This is a genomic window from Flavobacterium acetivorans (genome assembly GCF_020911885.1).
Lineage (GTDB): Bacteria > Bacteroidota > Bacteroidia > Flavobacteriales > Flavobacteriaceae > Flavobacterium > Flavobacterium acetivorans.
On record NZ_CP087132.1, the window covers coordinates 3,418,739 to 3,437,805 of the forward strand.

16 protein-coding genes are annotated in these 19,067 nt (G+C 35.5%); 6 read left to right on the plus strand and 10 right to left on the minus strand.

Annotation, left to right across the window (positions count from 1 at the left end; translation table 11 throughout):
• Positions 1-11: 11 nt before the first annotated feature.
• The 3 genes from LNP19_RS14815 to LNP19_RS14825 form a co-directional block, all read right to left on the minus strand.
• Positions 12-1,625 (minus strand): S8 family serine peptidase, encoded by a 1,614-nt coding sequence (locus LNP19_RS14815; RefSeq protein ID WP_230062670.1) that lies wholly within the window; start codon positions 1,623-1,625, stop codon positions 12-14.
• 129 nt (positions 1,626-1,754) lie between these two features.
• On the minus strand, positions 1,755-2,942 hold the full coding sequence (mnmA, locus tag LNP19_RS14820; protein ID WP_230062671.1) for a tRNA 2-thiouridine(34) synthase MnmA: 1,188 nt from the start codon (positions 2,940-2,942) through the stop codon (positions 1,755-1,757).
• Between the two features lie 64 nt (positions 2,943-3,006).
• Entirely contained in the window at positions 3,007-3,723 is a 717-nt protein-coding gene (locus LNP19_RS14825; protein WP_230062672.1) for a toxin-antitoxin system YwqK family antitoxin, read from the minus strand.
• 367 nt (positions 3,724-4,090) lie between these two features.
• On the opposite strand from LNP19_RS14825, the gene LNP19_RS14830 reads away from it, so the two are divergent.
• Positions 4,091-5,056 carry a fasciclin domain-containing protein gene (locus LNP19_RS14830; protein ID WP_230062673.1) on the plus strand — a complete coding sequence of 322 codons (966 nt, stop codon included), beginning with the start codon at positions 4,091-4,093 and terminating at the stop codon, positions 5,054-5,056.
• A 55-nt stretch (positions 5,057-5,111) separates the two neighbouring features.
• Here LNP19_RS14830 and yidC read toward each other — a convergent pair whose 3' ends face one another.
• The 7 genes from yidC to LNP19_RS14865 all read right to left on the minus strand — a co-directional run bounded on the left by yidC (position 5,112) and on the right by LNP19_RS14865 (position 14,065).
• Entirely contained in the window at positions 5,112-7,016 is a 1,905-nt protein-coding gene (yidC, locus tag LNP19_RS14835; protein ID WP_230062674.1) for a membrane protein insertase YidC, read from the minus strand.
• An 88-nt stretch (positions 7,017-7,104) separates the two neighbouring features.
• Positions 7,105-8,718 (minus strand): CTP synthase, encoded by a 1,614-nt coding sequence (gene pyrG / locus LNP19_RS14840; protein ID WP_230062675.1) that lies wholly within the window; start codon positions 8,716-8,718, stop codon positions 7,105-7,107.
• A gap of 153 nt (positions 8,719-8,871) precedes the next feature.
• Positions 8,872-9,105, minus strand: a complete 234-nt coding sequence (locus LNP19_RS14845) for a DUF3820 family protein (protein WP_230062676.1) — start codon at positions 9,103-9,105, stop codon at positions 8,872-8,874.
• Positions 9,106-9,197: 92 nt separating this feature from the next.
• Positions 9,198-9,599, minus strand: coding sequence for an OsmC family protein (locus LNP19_RS14850; RefSeq protein WP_230062677.1), 402 nt, complete (start codon positions 9,597-9,599; stop codon positions 9,198-9,200).
• Positions 9,599-11,542, minus strand: a complete 1,944-nt coding sequence (locus LNP19_RS14855) for a LysM peptidoglycan-binding domain-containing protein (RefSeq protein ID WP_230062678.1) — start codon at positions 11,540-11,542, stop codon at positions 9,599-9,601. Before LNP19_RS14855 ends, LNP19_RS14850 begins: the two co-directional genes overlap by 1 nt.
• A 127-nt stretch (positions 11,543-11,669) precedes the next feature.
• On the minus strand, positions 11,670-13,199 hold the full coding sequence (guaA, locus tag LNP19_RS14860) for a glutamine-hydrolyzing GMP synthase (RefSeq protein ID WP_230062679.1): 1,530 nt from the start codon (positions 13,197-13,199) through the stop codon (positions 11,670-11,672).
• A 218-nt stretch (positions 13,200-13,417) separates the two neighbouring features.
• Positions 13,418-14,065: a hypothetical protein gene (locus LNP19_RS14865; RefSeq protein ID WP_230062680.1), complete on the minus strand. Its 648-nt coding sequence runs from the start codon at positions 14,063-14,065 to the stop codon at positions 13,418-13,420.
• 284 nt (positions 14,066-14,349) lie between these two features.
• On the opposite strand from LNP19_RS14865, the gene LNP19_RS14870 reads away from it, so the two are divergent.
• The 5 genes from LNP19_RS14870 (at position 14,350) to LNP19_RS14890 (ending at position 19,061) form a co-directional block, all read left to right on the plus strand.
• Positions 14,350-14,760 carry a RidA family protein gene (locus tag LNP19_RS14870; RefSeq protein ID WP_230062681.1) on the plus strand — a complete coding sequence of 137 codons (411 nt, stop codon included), beginning with the start codon at positions 14,350-14,352 and terminating at the stop codon, positions 14,758-14,760.
• 43 nt (positions 14,761-14,803) lie between these two features.
• Complete coding sequence (locus LNP19_RS14875; RefSeq protein WP_230062682.1) at positions 14,804-16,060, plus strand: voltage-gated chloride channel family protein; 1,257 nt, start codon at positions 14,804-14,806, stop codon at positions 16,058-16,060.
• Positions 16,061-16,218: 158 nt separating this feature from the next.
• A complete protein-coding gene (locus LNP19_RS14880; protein ID WP_230062683.1) occupies positions 16,219-17,226 on the plus strand; it encodes a DHH family phosphoesterase in 1,008 nt (335 codons plus the stop codon).
• A 6-nt stretch (positions 17,227-17,232) separates the two neighbouring features.
• The gene (gldI, locus tag LNP19_RS14885; RefSeq protein WP_230062684.1) at positions 17,233-17,865 is read left to right on the plus strand and encodes a gliding motility-associated peptidyl-prolyl isomerase GldI; all 633 of its coding nucleotides are present in this window, start codon (positions 17,233-17,235) and stop codon (positions 17,863-17,865) included.
• Between the two features lie 71 nt (positions 17,866-17,936).
• Complete coding sequence (locus LNP19_RS14890) at positions 17,937-19,061, plus strand: peptidylprolyl isomerase (protein WP_230062685.1); 1,125 nt, start codon at positions 17,937-17,939, stop codon at positions 19,059-19,061.
• Positions 19,062-19,067 lie beyond the last annotated feature (6 nt).

The following is a 19,067-nucleotide window of genomic DNA, read 5'->3' on the forward strand; positions in this document are numbered from 1 at the left end:
GATATTGAATATTAGTTTTTTATAATTTTCCCGCTTTTAGAAAAAGCATCTGTTTTAATTTTATAGATATAAATTCCGCTACTTAGCGTCTCCAAAGAAATACTTCCTAAAGGATTAGTGAATCTTTTCTCCAAGACTTTCTTACCCAAAAGACTATAAATAATGACTTTTCCCTCATTAAAATTTTCAGGAAAATAAACCGAAATCAGATTATCAGTAGGATTTGGATAAGCCATAAAATATTTTTTTGCTAAACTATTCCCAGAGGCTCCATGAGCTAATGCCAAACTGAAATCAGGAATACCATAACCATAGTTAGTATTGGGTTCATTGTATCTATCTGCCGACTGCATAATTAAATCACTCAATTCCCCATTGCTTTTATCTGGAAATGCCTGCCATAAACAAGCTATCATTCCTGCCATTATAGGGCTTGAAAACGAACTGCCATTTGCAGTGACAATATTCCCAAACTGATCTGATACGACTGTTGCAACTCCTTGCGCCATAATATCCGGTTTTATCCTTCCGTCAAAAGAAGGTCCAATGGAACTGAAAGAGGCTTTTATTTTCGTTGGAGAAACAGCTCCAACCGTAATCACTGACCTTGCATCGGCGGGCACAGCGATATGAGGATTAGCGGAAGCGCCTTCATTACCCGCAGAAACGACTATAATCATCCCTCTGCTAAAAGCGATTTCGGCTCCTCGGGACATAAAAGCGGTAGTTCCGTTCATTTGGCTATAAGTATGACTATAGGCCGTGTTGTCATAGTCAAAATAACCTAAAGAGGTGTTAATTATGTCTACTCCCAAACTATCGGCTTTTTCAGCAGCCTCTACCCAAAGAGATTCTTCAACCGGATTTTCGGAGGAGTTATCCTCAGTAATAAATAAATAATAAGATGCTTCGGGAGCAGTACCTACCAAGGCATTTTCTTTGTATCCTCCCATACAGGACAATACCATAGTACCATGTTGGTCACCCGAATAGAAATCAACATTCCTGCGTACAAAGTCATAACCGCCCAAAATTTGATTATTATCTCTTAATTTTCTAAAAGGTTCGGCGGTATTCACCCCTGGAAAACCAGCGTCCAAAACCGCTATAATTTTTCCGGAACCAGTATAATTTTGCTGATGCAAATAGTGGCCGTTAAGCATTTGAAGTTGATTTGCCGAGTTCCCATAAGCATAACTAATTTCAATATCCTGAGTTTTGTCTTGCTTTTTAGTTTTTAAGGTTTTCGCCATTTCCCCAGCTTGATTCAAAGAGGCATCAGCAAATTCCACTTTCGCCACAAAAGGGAAGTTTTTCAGCGAATTGATTAAGACCGAAGTTCCTCTCACGTGAATGGCGTTTAGCCATTTTGACTGAGCCATAAGGGTAATTCCTTCAACAGATTTTACTTGACGGATATACGATAAATCAATAGGAATATCTTTTGTATCTAAGGCTATGTTTTGATTCAGTCTCCTGTCCAAAGCACGCTGTGAAAGCATTTCTAAAGGGGAATCAAAATAAAATTGCGAGTTCGGTTTAGCATTGAAATAAATCCAACCGTCTTGCTGCGAAAAAACAATCGTGGTCAGCAATAAGAAAAAAGATAAACAGAGCTTTTTCATAGTTAGCACTTATCATTAGTCAAAACGAACTTATTGCGTTTTAATTCCTAAATATAAAAAACAAATTAACATCAAAGCGCTATAGCATCCAATATTCTTTTGTTCTAAATTTTACAAATAAGTAGTACGCTAAGAAATAACACCCGAACCAACTAATTCATCTCCTAAATGCCAAGCTACAAATTGCCCTTCAGTAATGGCAGATTGTGGTTCTTCAAAAGAAACATACATTCCGTTTTCATACTGATGCAAGATCGCTTTCTGCAACGGCTGTCTGTAGCGTATTCTTGCCATCACTTCCATTTGTTCTCCATTGGCCAAAGCCAAATCAGGGCGAACCCAATGCACTTCGGATTGCTCTATAAATAATGCCGAACGAAACAAACCGGGGTGATGACTGCCCATTCCTGTGTAAATTGTATTGGTATTTACATCTGTTGCTATTACAAATAAACCTTCAGCCGTCCCCCCTACATTCAAGCCTTTTCGTTGTCCTACTGTAAAATAATGGGCTCCTTGGTGTTTACCCACCACTTTCCCCATTTCAGGAGAATAAATAATTTTGTTTGAAGCCGAGATCAACTCTTCTTCCAAGGCTAAATCATCTTTTTTCTGTAAATTATAAACCGGATTATTTTTGTCTATTTGAATAATCACACCTTCTTTAGGCTGCAATTTTTGCTGTAAAAATTCAGGCAAACGCACTTTTCCTATGAAACATAATCCTTGAGAATCTTTCTTTTCGGCGGTTACTAATTCCATCTCGGCGGCAATTTCCCGTACTTCTGGCTTGGTTAATTCCCCAATAGGAAATAAAGCTTTAGACAATTGCTCTTGCGATAATTGACAGAGAAAATACGATTGATCTTTATTATTGTCAGCGCCAGCGCGCAATTGATAAATTGTTTTTCCGTCAACTTCAATTTCACTTTTTTGACAATAATGTCCTGTCGCTACATAATCAGCTCCCAGACTTAAGGCAATTTTCATGAAAACATCAAATTTTATTTCGCGATTACAAAGTACGTCAGGATTTGGAGTACGTCCTTTTTCGTATTCGTTGAACATATAATCAACGATTTTCTCTTTGTATTCTTCGCTTAAATCAACGGTTTGGAATGGAATCCCTAATTTTTCGGCAACCAATAAAGCATCGTTGCTGTCTTCGAGCCAAGGACAATCATTCGAAATAGTTACTGAATCATCATGCCAGTTTTTCATAAACAGACCGATTACCTCGTATCCCTGTTGTTGCAACAAATAAGCAGCAACACTTGAATCTACACCTCCCGAAAGTCCTACAACAACACGCTTCATTTTATTTTATTTTTAAGACTGCAAAGTTACAAAGTTTTATTACAGTATCTCTGCACAGGCAAACTTAATTCTGTTTGGTTTTTGAAGCACTTCCAAGATCACTCATATTGACTTCCTTGACTTGTTTCCCTTTTTCAAAAAACTGCCAGATCCCTGCTTTCTTTCCTTTTGAAAATTGTCCCTTTGAAACGATGTTTCCTTCAGGATCTCTAAAAACAGCCAGTCCATTGTATTCATTATTCTTGTAAACAGCTTCTTCAAGCACAATGCCATTATCTGAATATTTCTTATAGAAGCCGTCTTTCAGATTGTTTTTATAATTGGTTTCTTCTGCAATTTTTCCATTGGGGTAAAATACCGAGCGTAGCCCTTCTAACTTCCCATTCTTATAATTCTCGATTGTCATTATCGTAGACGAAGCCTGATGGTAATATTTCCATGGTCCTTCAAATAATTTATTCACTAGCTTTCCTTCACTGACCTTGTTTTTCGCCTGATCATAAAAGATGGTATAAGCAGAATTGTCCTTTACATTAAATTCTCTTGTGGCTATTATGGATTTCGCTTTGGTATCATCATAAAAATTAAAAACACCAATTTCTTTTCCATGCTCAAAAGTTCCTTCATACTTAGGTCTTTTGGATTCTTCATAAAAACCTTTCCATAATCCATGTTTCTTCCCATTAGAATCCAACTTATTGAAATCCGTCTGTGCTAGTATTGTTTGGCTAAAAAGAACCAAACAGAAGATCTTAAAAAAACAAAACTTAAACTGTATCATTAGTGCCAAATGTTTACTTATAACTATTTACTTACTAAGGCAAATTTACGCTTTATAAAAGAATAACTACATTTTTATATCCGATTAATTAAAAACATCCTAAGAGCTTTCAATCTATTTTAAACAAAAAACAAAGCCCTATTACCGACAAAAAATCCCGTTACAAATTGTTCAACATAAAGTAAAATTAGTATAACACAAAAACCCCTTACATAACTAACAAAAATTATAAATACCTATAAAACAATATATTAATACCAGTTAAACAAAATTTAAAAAAATCATAATTTTTAATTTTGTTTATGTTTTAATGCAAAATATTAAACAAAATATTTTAACTTCGTAATGAATATTAAATCCCTATACCATGAAAAATCTATTTAAAATCAAGAATTTAACTCTATTTTTGAGTTTTTTAGTTTTATTTTCATCATGCAACAATGATGATAACACGACTACTCCAGCTGACAATTCCATAACAGGACTGGCATCAAAAACTTCAGATTTAAGTATTTTAGTCCAAGCCTTAAAAAGAGCTGAATTAGCAGCTACCCTACAGGCTAGTGGTACTTATACCGTCTTTGCTCCTACAAATGCAGCATTTACCGCATTTCTTGCATCAACACCTTATGCGACCATCAATGATGTACCAAAAGAAACACTGACTCAAATTTTACTAAATCACGTTATTGCTACTAAACTGTCAGCTTCTGACCTAACTACAGGCTACATTAAAACATTAGCCAAGGGAACTGCATCAACAACTAATACACTAAGCATGTTTGTAAACACAAGTGCTGGGGTTAAATTAAATGGTGTTGCTACAGTTAGTACTCCTAACATTATGGCGACTAATGGTGTTATCCATATCGTAGACAAAGTCATCGGGCTACCAACTATTGTTACCCACGCAACCGCAAATCCAAATTTCACTTCATTAGTTGGCGCACTAACAAGCTCAGGACAGCCTGACTTCGTATCTGTTTTATCAGGAACTGGTCCCTTCACGGTATTTGCACCTACAAATAGCGCATTTACTGCCTTAAATACAGAACTAGCTCCAGGAGGAATCGCAGGAGTTTCAGCTGCTAATTTGACCAAAGTTCTGCAGTATCACGTAATAAGCCCAGCAAATGTCTTAGCAGCTAGTTTAACCGAAGGACAAATAATAACTCCAATCCTTACACCAGCTCAGACTTTTAGCATTCAGCTCAGCGGTGGCGCAAAAATAAAAGATGCCAACGATCGAATTTCTAATATTATTGCTACAGATGTACAGTGCTCAAATGGAGTTATTCATGCAATAGATAAAGTTCTATTACCTGTATTATAAAAAATCATTAATAAAAAAAAGCTCCCTTAATTCGGGAGCTTTTTTTTTTGATCATTTATTTCTTTTTCTGTTGTGCTTTCAGCGCTTCTTGCTGCTCCATCACTTCCTGAAGCTTTCGTTGAAATTTACCTTGTTTTTTAGGCTCTTTCAATTTATTCTCCTGAATTTGAGCGTGAATCTTATCGCTATCAATGAAATATCTTTTGATAACAATCATGATTCCAATAGTGATCAAATTTGAAATAAAGTTATACAAACTCAATCCTGCACCATAACTATTGAAGAAAAACAACATCATCAATGGTGAGACATAAATCATAATTTTCATCATTTTAGCCATATCCGGCATACCTTCTTGTTGAGGAGCGGCCATTTGTTGATCACCAGATGTCATCTTCATATAAAAGAAAATAGCAATCGCGGCCAATATTGGAAACAAACTGATATGATCCCCGTACAAAGGAATATGAAATGGTAATTTGACAACGGAATCAAATGAAGATAAATCGTCTGCCCAAAGGAAACTTTTTTGTCTTAACTCAAAAGCAGATGGGAAGAACTGAAACGATGCCATCAAAAAAGGCATTTGGATCAAAGCCGGAATACAACCTGCCATTGGGTTCACACCTGCCTTGTTGTACAACTTCATAGTTTCCTGTTGCTTCTTCATCGGGTCTTTTTTGAATTTCTCCCCCAATTCAGCAATTTCAGGACGCAATACTTTCATCTTTGCTTGTGACAAGAACGATTTAAAGGTAATAGGCGACATGGCCAATTTTATCAAAATCGTAAAAATAATAATTGCCAGTCCGTAAGCAATATACGAACCTAAGAATCCAAATAAAGGAATAAAGATAAATCTGTTGATCCAACCGATAATTCCCCATCCTAGAGTGATAATTTTTTCAATATTTTTATCATATGAACTTAAAATCTTATAATCAGCAGGCCCAAAATACCAACTCATCTTATAATCTACTTCTCCGTTTGAAAAAGCCAAAGGAACATTTGCCTTAAATTGCTTCGTAAAAATACTGTCTACTTTTTCATCATGCACTAAATTATCAGACTGCACTTTAGCGGTTTCAAAAGCCTTATCTGTCAAAAGAATACTAGTAAAAAAGTGCTGTTTGAAAGCCACAAAAGTTGCTTTTTCCAGTGTCTCTTCTTCTTTTTGTCCTAGACCGGCATAATCTGTTTTACCGTCTTTATGCTCAAAATAAATTTCAGTATACTTATTCTCATAAGAAATACTTTTTTCATTTCTGTATGATTTCAAACTCCATTCTAAATCTAATGGTTTTGAAGTATTTAAAACTTTATTCAATCCTTGGGAACGAATATCAAAACCAATCATATAATCGTTTGGCTTTAATATGTATTTGTATTCCAAAAATTCATTTGCACCTGCCTTCAATCGCATGGATAAGATTTGATCTTCTCCGTTTTTAGTCAAACTAGGCTCAAAATAAAGGTTTTTAGTATTTAAGGTACGATTGTCATTGGTAAACAATTGTATATTTAAATTAGAATTATTGTTTTTTATCAACTCCACTAATTCCCCGGAACCTTTTTTGAATCTTTCGAAATTCTTTAAAGTAGCTTCAACAATATATCCCCCTTTATTGGCAATTTTTAGTTTGACCACCTCGTTTTCGATTGTAGTATAAGTCTCTTTGGCAGAAGGAAGCGTCGCTGAATAAGCAAAGTTACCCAATGTTTTTTCCAATTGAGCTACCTGAGTCGAATCACCGCTTGTAGCAACTGCTACAGTAGCTTCGGTAATGGCTTTCTCGCTCAATTCTTTGGCTTTGGTTGCTTTAAGAACCAATCCTTTTTGCGCTTTTTCAGCTGCAATCGCTTTTGGATCTGGCTGATTGTTGTATATTATCCAAATTAATATCCCAAAAATCAATGCAAAACCTATTATCGAATTCGGGTCAAACTTTTTTTGTTCCATTATAATACAATTATTTATTTTTATCGTTTATCGTTTTCCAACAAACAAAATTAGATTTCAGTACCATTTTGGTATACTGAACTGAATATTATTTCTTTTTAGCTTTAACTGCAGCAGCTACAAAATTCACAAATATTGGATGTGGAGTAGCAACGGTACTTTTATATTCAGGATGGTATTGAACTCCTATGAAAAAAGGATGATTTTCTAACTCAACAATCTCTACCAATCCCGTATCAGGATTCACCCCTGAGGCAATCAATCCAGCATTTTGCAATTGTGCTACATAATTACTGTTGTACTCATAACGGTGACGGTGACGTTCAGAAATAGTTTCTTTTTCATAAATCTTATAAGCCAATGAGTCTTTTTTCAAATCACATTTCCAAGCTCCAAGACGCATAGTCCCACCTTTGTCAGTAATCGTTTTTTGCTCTTCCATCAAGTTAACAACCGGATGAGCCGTTTTATCGTTCATCTCAGTAGAATTGGCATCAGCCAAACCTAAAATATTTCTTGAATATTCGATCACAGCCATTTGCATTCCCAAACAAATTCCAAAAAACGGAACCTTGTTTTCACGAGCATAACGTACTGCTTCAATTTTTCCTTCAATTCCTCTTTCTCCAAAACCGGGAGCAACAAGAATACCGTCTAATCCTGCTAATTTCTCAGCAATATTTGTTTCATCAATATGCTCTGAATGGACTGAAACTACATTTACTTTGGTCTCATTTGCAGCTCCTGCATGAATGAAAGCTTCCAAAATTGATTTGTAACAATCTTGCATCTCCACATATTTTCCAATCAAACCAATATTTATAGTGTGTTTTGGATTTTTTAATCTGCGTAAAAAAGTATTCCAGTTTTTCAAGTCTGGAGCCGCTTTCTTAGGTAAGTCTAATTTTTTTAACGCCACAACATCTAAACCTTCTTCTAACATTAAATTAGGCACTTCGTAAATTGTGGAAGCATCGATAGATTGAATAACAGCTTCTCTTTTTACATTACAAAACAAAGCCAATTTATTGCGTATTTCATCTGAAATTTCATGCTCTGTTCTACAAACTAAAATATCAGCTTTGATACCGCTTTCCATTAAAGTTTTTACGGAATGTTGCGTTGGTTTTGTTTTCAACTCCCCGGCTGCCGCTAAATAAGGCACTAAAGTCAAATGAATTACAATAGCATTGTTCTCTCCCATATCCCAAACCAGTTGACGAACCGATTCAATATAAGGCAAAGATTCAATATCCCCTACTGTTCCACCTATTTCAGTGATTACAATATCAAAATCACCTGAATTACCAAGTAATTGCATTCTATCTTTAATTTCATTGGTAATATGAGGCACTACTTGTACCGTTTTTCCAAGAAATTCTCCTCTTCTTTCTTTTTCAATAACCGAAAGATAGATTCTTCCTGTGGTAACATTATTAGCCTGAGAAGTAGGAACATTCAAGAAACGCTCGTAATGACCTAAATCCAAATCAGTTTCAGCACCATCATCCGTTACGTAACATTCTCCGTGCTCATATGGGTTTAAAGTCCCTGGGTCAACGTTTAAATAAGGGTCGAATTTTTGAATAGTGGTTCGATATCCTCTTGCTTGTAACAATTTTGCCAAAGATGCTGCGATAATCCCTTTTCCTAAGGAAGAAGTCACACCGCCAGTAACAAAAATATATTTCGTTTGATTCATTCTATGTGTTGTTTGTATTGTAGTTGCGTAAAAAACTCGGCAAAAATACGATTATAAATTGAGATTATGCTAATTTAGAAAAGAGATAATTCGGAAATTTGACAATGTCTTAATCTATTATCCTTAAAATCAAAACCTCGTTAATTTAAGAAATCAATGCGGTTTTGGATAACGTTTTTTAATATTTCGTATCAATTCTTCGAGCCCATTTAATTTTAATTCGTATATCAATTGTAACTGCTCTCCTAATTCTCCTTTTGGGAAACCTTTATTATGATACCAAACCACATAATATTCAGGTAAATCAATGAGGTATTTTCCTTCGTATTTACCAAAAGGCATTTTGGTATGAGCAAGTTTGATAAGTTGTTGTTGATTTTTATCCATTTTATTTAAAAGAAAGGGAAACAAAAAAGAAATAAGAGAAAAGATTAACTGACGGAATCTTTTCTCTTATTTCTTTCTTCTTAGTTCTAAAATTATTTCCAGTTAAAAGTGATTCTTTTTTCGATATCAGCATTCAAACTTAAAAAAACAGGACAAGTCATAGCGGCTCTTTCTAAAATCGTTTGATTTTTAGCATCCGAAGTACCGCACATTTCAAATTCAATTTCTATTGCACCAATTCTTCTTGGCTCCGCATTCATAATTTTAGTTACAGAAGCTGTACTTCCAGTCAAATCAACATTCATTTCACGGGTTTTTATCCCCATTATAGTCATCATACAACTTGCCAAAGCATTAGCAACAGTATCTGTTGGCGAGAAAGCTTCTCCTTTTCCGTTATTATCTACTGGCGCATCAGAGATGATTTCATTTCCTGATTGCAAATGTATTGAGGACGTTCTTAACTCCCCTAAGTAGGTTACTTTTGATGTCATTATTTTGCTTCTTTTATGATTAAATCAGTATCGTAATAAAGCACGAATACGCCTTTATTAGTATATCCTCCATCCTCTTTTTTATAGTATTCAAACTTATTATCTACCTGTACAGTTCCAATCGCGTTTGCTGTTTCTTCAAAACTTTTATCCTGTGACAATCGCAACAAAGTATCAAAAGTAACATCAAAACCTCGGGTAGCAAAATCACTGGAAGAAATATTATTCAGCTTTCTATATTTATTTTTAAAAACTAATGCTTCCGGAGACTGATTATCACGTGTCACCGAAGGATACATCAACTTTAACTTGGTTAAATTTGAAAAATTAATTTCATCAGTATCCAAAGTCTCATTAGGCTCGAGAATAACCAGTTGTACCTGATACATAGCCATAGCGCTCACCATAGCTGCTATGGTTGCCTTAACCATTCCGGTATTCCCGGTTTCCATAACAACATAGTTCATTTTATCTTTAACCAACATACTTTTCAAACTTTCAGCCGATACACTTCCATTCTCTTTGAAAGCTACAAAACGAACGTCTTTTTGATATTGCTGTATGTACTTAATCACTGATTCCTTTTTCCTGTCAACCACAGCTATAATATTCCCTTTATTAGCTCGCATATAATCAAAGACAGTGTTCCTAACCACCTCAACAGTAGGTATCGTCTGGAAAAGATTAGCATAAGGATTACCAATATCTTTTGATAGCGGAGAAATTACAGGAACATTGGCTGCACTTAACAATTGAGCCGTTGTTTCTGCATTACTTTGATAAAAAGGTCCTACAACCGCATCGGCCAATTCTAATTTATTATCGCGCACAATAGCCGCCACATTAGAGCTGTTTTTAGTTTCCTGAGAATCATATATCTCAACATCAACTGGAAGCCCAAGCACTTTAGCCGAATCGATGGCCATGAGAGCTCCCGAATAAAAATCCAAAGTCATGTTTAAAAACTTATCTTTTTTCAAACGCTCTATGGTCGAATTAACGGTATCTCCTTCTATTTTAGATATATTAAAAGGCAACAACAAGACCATTCTTTTTCTGCTAGCATTATTTATTTTTTTAGACAAAGTGACAGACTCTTTTCTCACATCATTCGAAACCAATACTTTGGAAGGAACCATTAATTTCATTCCTGTCTCAACACCATTTTTTAATTCCGGATTAATCACAATTAATTCTTCTTGACTCAGCCCAGTCATTTTTGACAAACTGTAAAGCGTTTCCTTTGGTTTGACCTCATACATAACATAATCGGTCGCAGCTGTTTTTTTTGAAAAACTTGGCTTTAATACTTCTTTTTGAGCTTCAACTTTCTCAATAACTTTTACCACTTTTGGAGCATTCCCTTTAATAACTAACCTATAGCCAATAGGCAAATTAGCTACAATTTCGGGATTGCGTTTTTCTAATTCCTCTATTGTGATTCCGTATTGCTTAGCAATCGAATATTTTGTTTCCTTAGCTAACACATCATGATAGACCACTTTTTCCTGAATAGCAGTAGTTGCTTTGGAATTGTTTTTTGAAGGAATCACTAAGATTTGACCTATTTGCAAACCGTCTTTTTCAATACTTGGGTTGGCTTTTTTCAAATCCTGATCCGACACTCCGTATTTTTTTTCAATTCCGTATAAAGTCTCTTTAGCAACAACCTCGTGCGTTTGCGGCTGAGTGCTTGCTTTAGGCTGCTGAATCAGAATTTTAGCAGTCGATTTATTGGGAACCAGCAAGGTTCCATTAGGAGTCAACCCTCTTTGCGCATCTGGATTTAATTGATAAATATCAAACGGGGTCACTTTATATTTTTGAGCTATTTGATTGATTGTTTCTCCTTTTTCTATTTTATGGGTAATCATTTTTCCTTGTGAAAAAACAGTAGTCGTAAACAAGAAAGCAGTCATATAAATCGCGAAAAAATACTTCATTATTTTATTTGTAAAATTAATAATTCAAAGATAGCAAAACGGTATCAAATTTTATTCCAAAATCTGATACCGTTTCTATAAAGCGCACTAATAATAATGCATTTCTTAAAAGGAATATACTATTGATTTATTCCCATTCTATTGTTGCCGGCGGCTTAGAACTAATGTCATATACCACTCTATTTACCCCTTTTACTTTATTGATAATATCATTAGACACCTTCATCAAGAAATCATAGGGCAAATGCACCCAGTCAGCTGTCATACCATCAGTAGATTCAACAGCACGAAGCGCCACTACCTTTTCATAAGTACGCTCATCACCCATAACACCTACGCTGTTAACCGGTAACAAAATCGCTCCTGCTTGCCAAACTTTATCATACAATCCCCAAGATTTCAACCCGTCAATAAAGACTTTATCTACATCTTGTAAAATTTGAACCTTCTCCGGTGTAATATCCCCTAAAATACGGATAGACAATCCAGGTCCTGGGAAAGGATGTCTTCCTAACAATTCTGGATCAATTCCTAAAGTAGCCCCCACTCTTCGTACTTCATCTTTGAAAAGCATACGAAGCGGTTCTACAATTTTCAACTTCATATAATCAGGCAATCCACCTACATTATGGTGCGATTTAATAGTTGCAGAAGGTCCTTTAACCGAAACAGATTCAATCACATCAGGATAAATTGTTCCTTGAGCCAGCCATTTTACATCCTCAATAAGGTGTGATTCATCATCAAAAACTTCGATAAATACACGGCCGATAATTTTACGCTTGGTTTCCGGATCACTAACTCCTGCCAATTCTGACAAGAAACGATCTCCGGCATCTACTCCTTTTACGTTTAAACCCATTCCTTTGTATTGATCCAATACATTCTGGAATTCGTTTTTACGAAGTAAACCGTTATTTACAAAAATACAATACAGGTTTTCCCCGATAGCCTGGTGCAACAAGACCGCTGCCACAGTAGAATCTACCCCTCCCGAAAGTCCAAGAACTACCTTATCCTCTCCTACTTTTTCTTTTAGCTCAGCTACCATCTCTTCAACGAAAGCATTTGGAGTAAAGTTTTGAGGAACCTCGGCAATTTTTACCAAGAAGTTTTCAAGCATTTTTGATCCATCTGTAGAATGAAAAACCTCAGGATGGTATTGGATAGCATAAGTTGTTTCGCCTTCAATTTTATAAGCGGCAAATTCTACGTCATGCGTACTGGCCAGTTTCACTCCATTTGTAGGCAAAGCTTTTACACTGTCGCTATGACTCATCCAAACTTGACTGTTCTCTGAAACACCTTCAAAGAAAATTTCATTCTCCTTTATATAAGATAAATTAGCTCTACCGTATTCTCTGGTATTAGAAGCTGCCACTTCCCCACCGCTAAAATGGGCTAAATACTGCGCCCCGTAACATACGGCAAGCACAGGTAATTTACCTCTTATTTGAGATAAATCAGGATGTGGTGCATCTTCTCCTCTAACAGAAAATGGACTTCCTCCAAGAATTACGGCTTTATAACTTGATAAATCACTCGGAAAATGATTGTATGGGAAAATTTCGCAGAATATATTTAATTCGCGAACTCTACGCGCAATAAGCTGAGTGTATTGCGATCCGAAATCTAAAATAAGTACGTTGTGTTGCATGCGCAAAAATACTTTTTATATTTGGAATTGAAAAATTGAAATTTGAAAAAATTGAAATTTATTTATATCCCAATAAACATCAAGTATTTTTAATATTAACCTCTCCAAAAACAGTATAGAAATGAAAGAAAATTCTGATCAAAACAGCAAGACTAGTACTAGTTAAACACCGCTTCTTCCGCTATTGTTAAACGCAAAATCAAAAAACGGTAAAACAACTACTCTTTAGTAAGAACGAGCGTAGCTTTAAATCCGGTTGCTAAATTCCACTGACTAGCCGATATTAATACACCTTTGTCATCATACACCTTAAATTCAGCCGTATTAGGTCCAGAACTCCCTTGATTCAAAGCTTCAAAATCAATTTTATTAAAACCTTTTACCAATGGTATTTCAAAACCTTGAAAATTACTGTCTAAATTCACCTGATATTGAATAACACTATCATTTAAATACACTCTTATTTGATCGCCGTCTACATAAGCCGCATCACGATACAATACTTTGGCAGTAACGGATGTTGTTTTAAAATCCCCAAGATTCTGGTTTCTTCTATAGACTATCCCTTCTGGTTGTTCTTCTTTTTTATTTAATTTATCTCTTATGGCGTCTCCGGGATTAATAAATTCATTTTTAGGAATCATCGAAATGGTGCTGGGCTTTTCTATTATCGGAGAAGGATTCGGTTTTTTAGCAACTTCTGGAGCAATAACCTTTGGAGGCTCAACAACAGGGGGTTTCACCTTCTTAGATTTAAATTTGGTATCTATAGGTGGTATTCCTTTAAATTTAGAATTAAATTCGCTTTGAGAATAACCCTTTACGGACAATCCCAGTAGTAAAATAAAAAAGAGTATTCGATTCATAATATTTATAATCTAAATAATTATTGATGTAAAATTTTTAAAAATAAAAAACCAATGGTACAAAAGCCTATAAAAAAGTAGATTTTAACTTTCTATTATAACATTCAATTCTCAAATTTATTTTCTTTCAAAGCCTAAAATAGACTAAAATTCATTTTTTTCGAAAATTGACTTCATATACAAAACCAGTATTCTTTATTTTATTATTTTTACAAGTGGCAAAAAATATACCAAACTATCAATGAGACTAGTTTTAAAAATATAAAACAAAAAAAAACATCCAAATGAAAAGAGAAAACATATTGACAGGTTCTCCTTGGGAAGACAAAATGGGCTATTGCAGAGCGGTTCGCATTGGAAATATTATCGAAGTATCGGGTACAGTGGCAATAGTTGACGGCGATATCGTAAAAGCCAATGATGCACATGCTCAAACATTGAATATTCTTAAAAGAGTCGAAAAAGTACTGGAAGACCTTAATGTAGGCATGAAAGACGTCATTCGTACTCGAATATTCACCACTGACATTAATACCTTTGAAGCTGTAGCAAGCGCTCATGCGACATTTTTTAAAGACGTAAAACCAACTACCGGTTTTTATGAAATCAGTAAGTTAGTCGCTCCTGAATATTTGGTAGAAATAGAATTTACCGCTATTGCCACCGAAAAACCACTAATTCAAGAAGGATTGTAATACTTTAGCCAAAAATTACTTGCCAATTCTCCTATTGAAACGAATGAATTTAGAAAAAATAAAAAAAACAATACCGCTACTTTTCAAATGGATCTTTATTTGCATCCTAATTGGCTTTTTATCCGGTTCTGCTTCGGCATTTTTTTTAGTGGCACTCGAATGGGTCACACAATCCAGAAACCATCATCAATGGATCATTTGGCTTTTGCCAATAGGCGGACTACTTGTAGGCTTAGGCTACCATTATTACGGCAAAGAAGTGGTAAAAGGCAATAACTTACTGCTGGAAGAGTACGAAAATCCGCAAAAGACAATTCCTTTAAAAATGGCGCCTCTGGTGCTTATCGGTACTTTAATCACCCACCTTTTTGGAGGTTCAGCCGGACGCGAAGGGACAGCGGTACAAATGGGAGGCGCCATAGCCGATCAATTTAGCCCAATTTTCAAACTCGATAATTCCGACAGAAAAACACTTATTATTCTTGGAATTAGCGCCGGATTTTCCTCTGTTTTCGGAACTCCATTAGCCGGCGCCTTATTTGCCCTAGAGGTTGTATATTTTAGTAAAATTAGCTTAAAAAGCAGTATTTTATCGTTCTTAGTAGCCTTCATTGCTTATTTCACGGTGGAATTCTGGGAAGTAAAACACACGCATTACTCCATTCCCTCACTTCCTGATTTTGACATAAAAATTCTTCTTTGGATTATAGCTGTAAGCGTTTTGTTTGGATTGGCTGCCATGTTATTTTCCAGAAGTACTCATTATTGGGGCGCTTTATTTACAAAAAATATAAAATACCCTCCTTTACGCCCTTTCATTGGCGGATTGCTGTTTGCTATTGCCATGTATTTTATTGGAACCAATACATACCTTGGACTAGGAGTTCCTGTTATCGTAGAATCTTTTTCGAAAGCAAGCGAAAATCATGTTTTTATCTTAAAAATACTGTTTACCGGATTTACTTTGGGTGCTGGATTTAAAGGTGGTGAGGTTACACCCCTTTTCTTCGTTGGAGCCACACTGGGAAGCGCAATGTCTCTTTTCATTCCTCTTCCTATCGCCTTATTGGCCGGAATGGGATTTGTCGCTGTTTTTTCTGGAGCAACCCATACCCCCATCGCCTGCACCGTTATGGGAATGGAGCTTTTTGGCTTAGAAAGCGGAATCTTCATCGGGCTTGCTTGTTTTATTGCTTATCTGTCATCTGGTTCAGTAGGAATTTATCATTCGCAGTGCTTAAAAGGACCAAAATACCATTTGTACGAAAAATTTAAAAGAAGAAAGCTGGACAATTTCTAATGTGAAATGAGCATGATCGAAAATTACTCACAAAGACCAATGATGATATGCGAATAACATATGACCATTGAAAAATAATAAATTTCGACATATGAAAAAGCATGTTAAATTTTAAATGATTTAAAACTTTACATTAAAAAAATGTAATTTCGCAGACTATGAAAATACAAGACATTCAAGCGATAAAGTTGTTATTAGCAACACCAAAAAAAATTGCAATCATTCCGCACAGAGGCCCAGATGGCGATGCAATGGGATCAACTCTAGCATTATATCACTTTCTATTGAAGAACAATCACGAACCAATTGTGATTGCTCCCAATGAATTTCCCGATTTCCTAGCTTGGCTTCCGGGCTCAGAAGCCGTTAAAATTTTCGAAAAAGACAAGGAAAACTGTACTCAAATACTGGAAAACTCCGATTTGATTTTCACCTTAGACTTTAATGCCCTACACCGCACAGGCAATGAAATGGAACCGGTATTGGCTCAGCAAAAAGCGACTTTTATCATGATTGACCACCATCAAAAACCGGACAATTATGCCACTTATACCTATTCGGATACTGCTTTTGGATCTACATGTGAGATGATCTACAACTTTATTTCTTTTCTGGACCAAAAAGAGGATATCGATAAAACCATAGGAACTTGTATTTATACGGGAATCCTAACCGATTCTGGTTCTTTCCGTTTCCCGGGAACTACCGGAAACACTCATAGAATTGTAGCCGAATTAATCGATTTAGGAGTAGAAAATACTAAAATCCCAAGTTTACTTTTTGAAAACAGCTCCTACAGTCGTTTGCAATTATTAGGAAGAGCATTGCAAAACATGAAGGTCCTTGCTGATCACAAGACAACCTATACGACTTTGACTCAAGAGGAATTAAACACTTTTGAACACATCAAAGGAGATACAGAGGGAATCGTAAATTACGGATTAACAATAAAAGGAATTATTTTTACAGCTATATTTATCGAAAATAAAGAAGAAAAAATTATTAAGATATCATTCCGTTCCCAAGGTGAATTTGATGTCAATCAATTTGCCCGAGACCATTTTAACGGAGGAGGCCACCAGAATGCTGCCGGAGGAAAATCAGAAACATCTATGGCAGAAACAATTGCCAAATTTGAAGATTTAGTAACTAAACTTACGATATAAAACATCATGAAACTAAAGCTTTTCATTCCCATTTCATTGGCACTAACCTTACTTTTTTCGAGTTGTAAGCAAGATCAGGAAGCCCGCAGACCTATCTCTCATAGCTCAGGTTCTTTCATGAAAAAATCTGTTGACCGAAATAAAAAACTAGTAGCCAGCGAGGAAGACCAAATTAAGGCAATCATCAAAAGCAAACCTACAGTAGAATTTTTTGCCTCAACAAAAGGCTATTGGTATTCCTATGAATTCAAAAATGAACTCGATACACTGACGCCAAAAAAAGGAGACATTGCTTTTTTTGATTATGAAATAAAAGACCTTAAAGGCAATATCATCTATTCGCAATTAGAATTAAGACCTCAAATTTATCGCGTGGACAAACAAGATATCATGATGGGTTTAAGAGACGGCATCAAATTGATGCGTAAAAATGAAAAAGTAAACTTTCTGTTCCCTTCTCACATGGGCTATGGTTATCATGGGGATGATAAAAAAATAGGAGTTAACCAACCTTTATTTTGCACCGTTACCCTGCATGATTTTAAGCCTGAAGCTGTTTACAAAGCAGAAATGGAAGGCAACACCCTTATTGATGCTAAGGCTTCCAAAAAGACAACTACAGATACTCTAGAGCCTTAAAAGCGCTTTTTTTAAAATATTACTGATCACATAAACCTAAAAACACCATTAAAATAATTAAGTAAATCGTTATGAAAAAAAGAATCTTACTCGTATTATTCGCAATTACCACTTTATACTCTTGTAAAGAGGAATACAACAATCTACCTGATGGTTTGTATGCTAAAATTGAAACTAGCAAAGGCGACATCATTGTATCCTTAGATTATAAAAAAGCACCTATTACAGTAGCTAATTTTGTTACCTTGGCCGAAGGAAAAAATGATTTTGTTACCAATAAAAACCTAAAAGACCGACCTTTTTTTGATGGATTAAAATTCCACAGAGTCATCAATGATTTCATGATACAAACGGGAGATCCTTTAGGAACTGGTTCTGGCGATGCCGGCTATAAATTTAAAGATGAATTTTCAGATTTGCAATTTATTGATGGAGGCGTTTTGGCTATGGCCAATAATGGCCCTGCGACAAACAGCAGCCAATTCTTCATTACGCACCTTTCAACACCATGGTTAGACGGAAAACACACTATTTTTGGACATGTGGTAGAAAATGGAATGGAAACTGTAAATAAAATTGTACAAGACGATTTTATCAAGAAAATCACCATTATCAGAAAAGGCGAAGCAGCGAAAAAATTCAATGCCGTTAAAACATTTTCTGATTACTTCACAGTTGAATCTGAAAATCAAAAGAACAGACAAGCAATTGAAGAACAAAACAGAAAAATATACGACGAAAAATACAAAGACGTTCGTGAAGACAAAGTGAAATACTTCAATGCTTTGAAAAGTAAGGCCATCAAAACCTCAAGCGGTCTTAAATATGTTATCACTAAAAAAGCTGGTGGTAAAGAGCCTGCCAAAGGAGCACCATTATACATTCACTATGCCGGTTTTCTTGAAGACGGTCATCTGTTTGACACTAGCATAGAAAGTGTGGCACAAATTTTCGGAAAGTTTGACGAAAACAGAGCTGCCCAAATGGGCTACCAACCTATTCCTTTTCAAGCTGGTAAAAAAGACGGCATGATTCCGGGATTCATTGAAGGTCTAGAAAAATTATCTTTTGGCGATAAGGCAATACTATTCATCCCTTCACATTTAGCCTATGGCGCTGGTGGCGCTGGCGATGTTATACCACCAAATGCCAATATTATTTTTGAAATTGAATTATTGGAAGCAACACCTCAATAATCCAAT

Bases quoted from the DNA above. Each gene is read 5' to 3' on its own strand.
- LNP19_RS14815 (WP_230062670.1), bottom strand. From the start codon at position 1,625: ATGAAAAAGCTCTGTTTATCTTTTTTCTTATTGCTGACCACGATTGTT.
- mnmA (WP_230062671.1), bottom strand. From the start codon at position 2,942: ATGAAGCGTGTTGTTGTAGGACTTTCGGGAGGTGTAGATTCAAGTGTT.
- LNP19_RS14825 (WP_230062672.1), bottom strand. From the start codon at position 3,723: ATGATACAGTTTAAGTTTTGTTTTTTTAAGATCTTCTGTTTGGTTCTT.
- LNP19_RS14830 (WP_230062673.1), top strand. From the start codon at position 4,091: ATGAAAAATCTATTTAAAATCAAGAATTTAACTCTATTTTTGAGTTTT.
- yidC (WP_230062674.1), bottom strand. From the start codon at position 7,016: ATGGAACAAAAAAAGTTTGACCCGAATTCGATAATAGGTTTTGCATTG.
- pyrG (WP_230062675.1), bottom strand. From the start codon at position 8,718: ATGAATCAAACGAAATATATTTTTGTTACTGGCGGTGTGACTTCTTCC.
- LNP19_RS14845 (WP_230062676.1), bottom strand. From the start codon at position 9,105: ATGGATAAAAATCAACAACAACTTATCAAACTTGCTCATACCAAAATG.
- LNP19_RS14850 (WP_230062677.1), bottom strand. From the start codon at position 9,599: ATGACATCAAAAGTAACCTACTTAGGGGAGTTAAGAACGTCCTCAATA.
- LNP19_RS14855 (WP_230062678.1), bottom strand. From the start codon at position 11,542: ATGAAGTATTTTTTCGCGATTTATATGACTGCTTTCTTGTTTACGACT.
- guaA (WP_230062679.1), bottom strand. From the start codon at position 13,199: ATGCAACACAACGTACTTATTTTAGATTTCGGATCGCAATACACTCAG.
- LNP19_RS14865 (WP_230062680.1), bottom strand. From the start codon at position 14,065: ATGAATCGAATACTCTTTTTTATTTTACTACTGGGATTGTCCGTAAAG.
- LNP19_RS14870 (WP_230062681.1), top strand. From the start codon at position 14,350: ATGAAAAGAGAAAACATATTGACAGGTTCTCCTTGGGAAGACAAAATG.
- LNP19_RS14875 (WP_230062682.1), top strand. From the start codon at position 14,804: ATGAATTTAGAAAAAATAAAAAAAACAATACCGCTACTTTTCAAATGG.
- LNP19_RS14880 (WP_230062683.1), top strand. From the start codon at position 16,219: ATGAAAATACAAGACATTCAAGCGATAAAGTTGTTATTAGCAACACCA.
- gldI (WP_230062684.1), top strand. From the start codon at position 17,233: ATGAAACTAAAGCTTTTCATTCCCATTTCATTGGCACTAACCTTACTT.
- LNP19_RS14890 (WP_230062685.1), top strand. From the start codon at position 17,937: ATGAAAAAAAGAATCTTACTCGTATTATTCGCAATTACCACTTTATAC.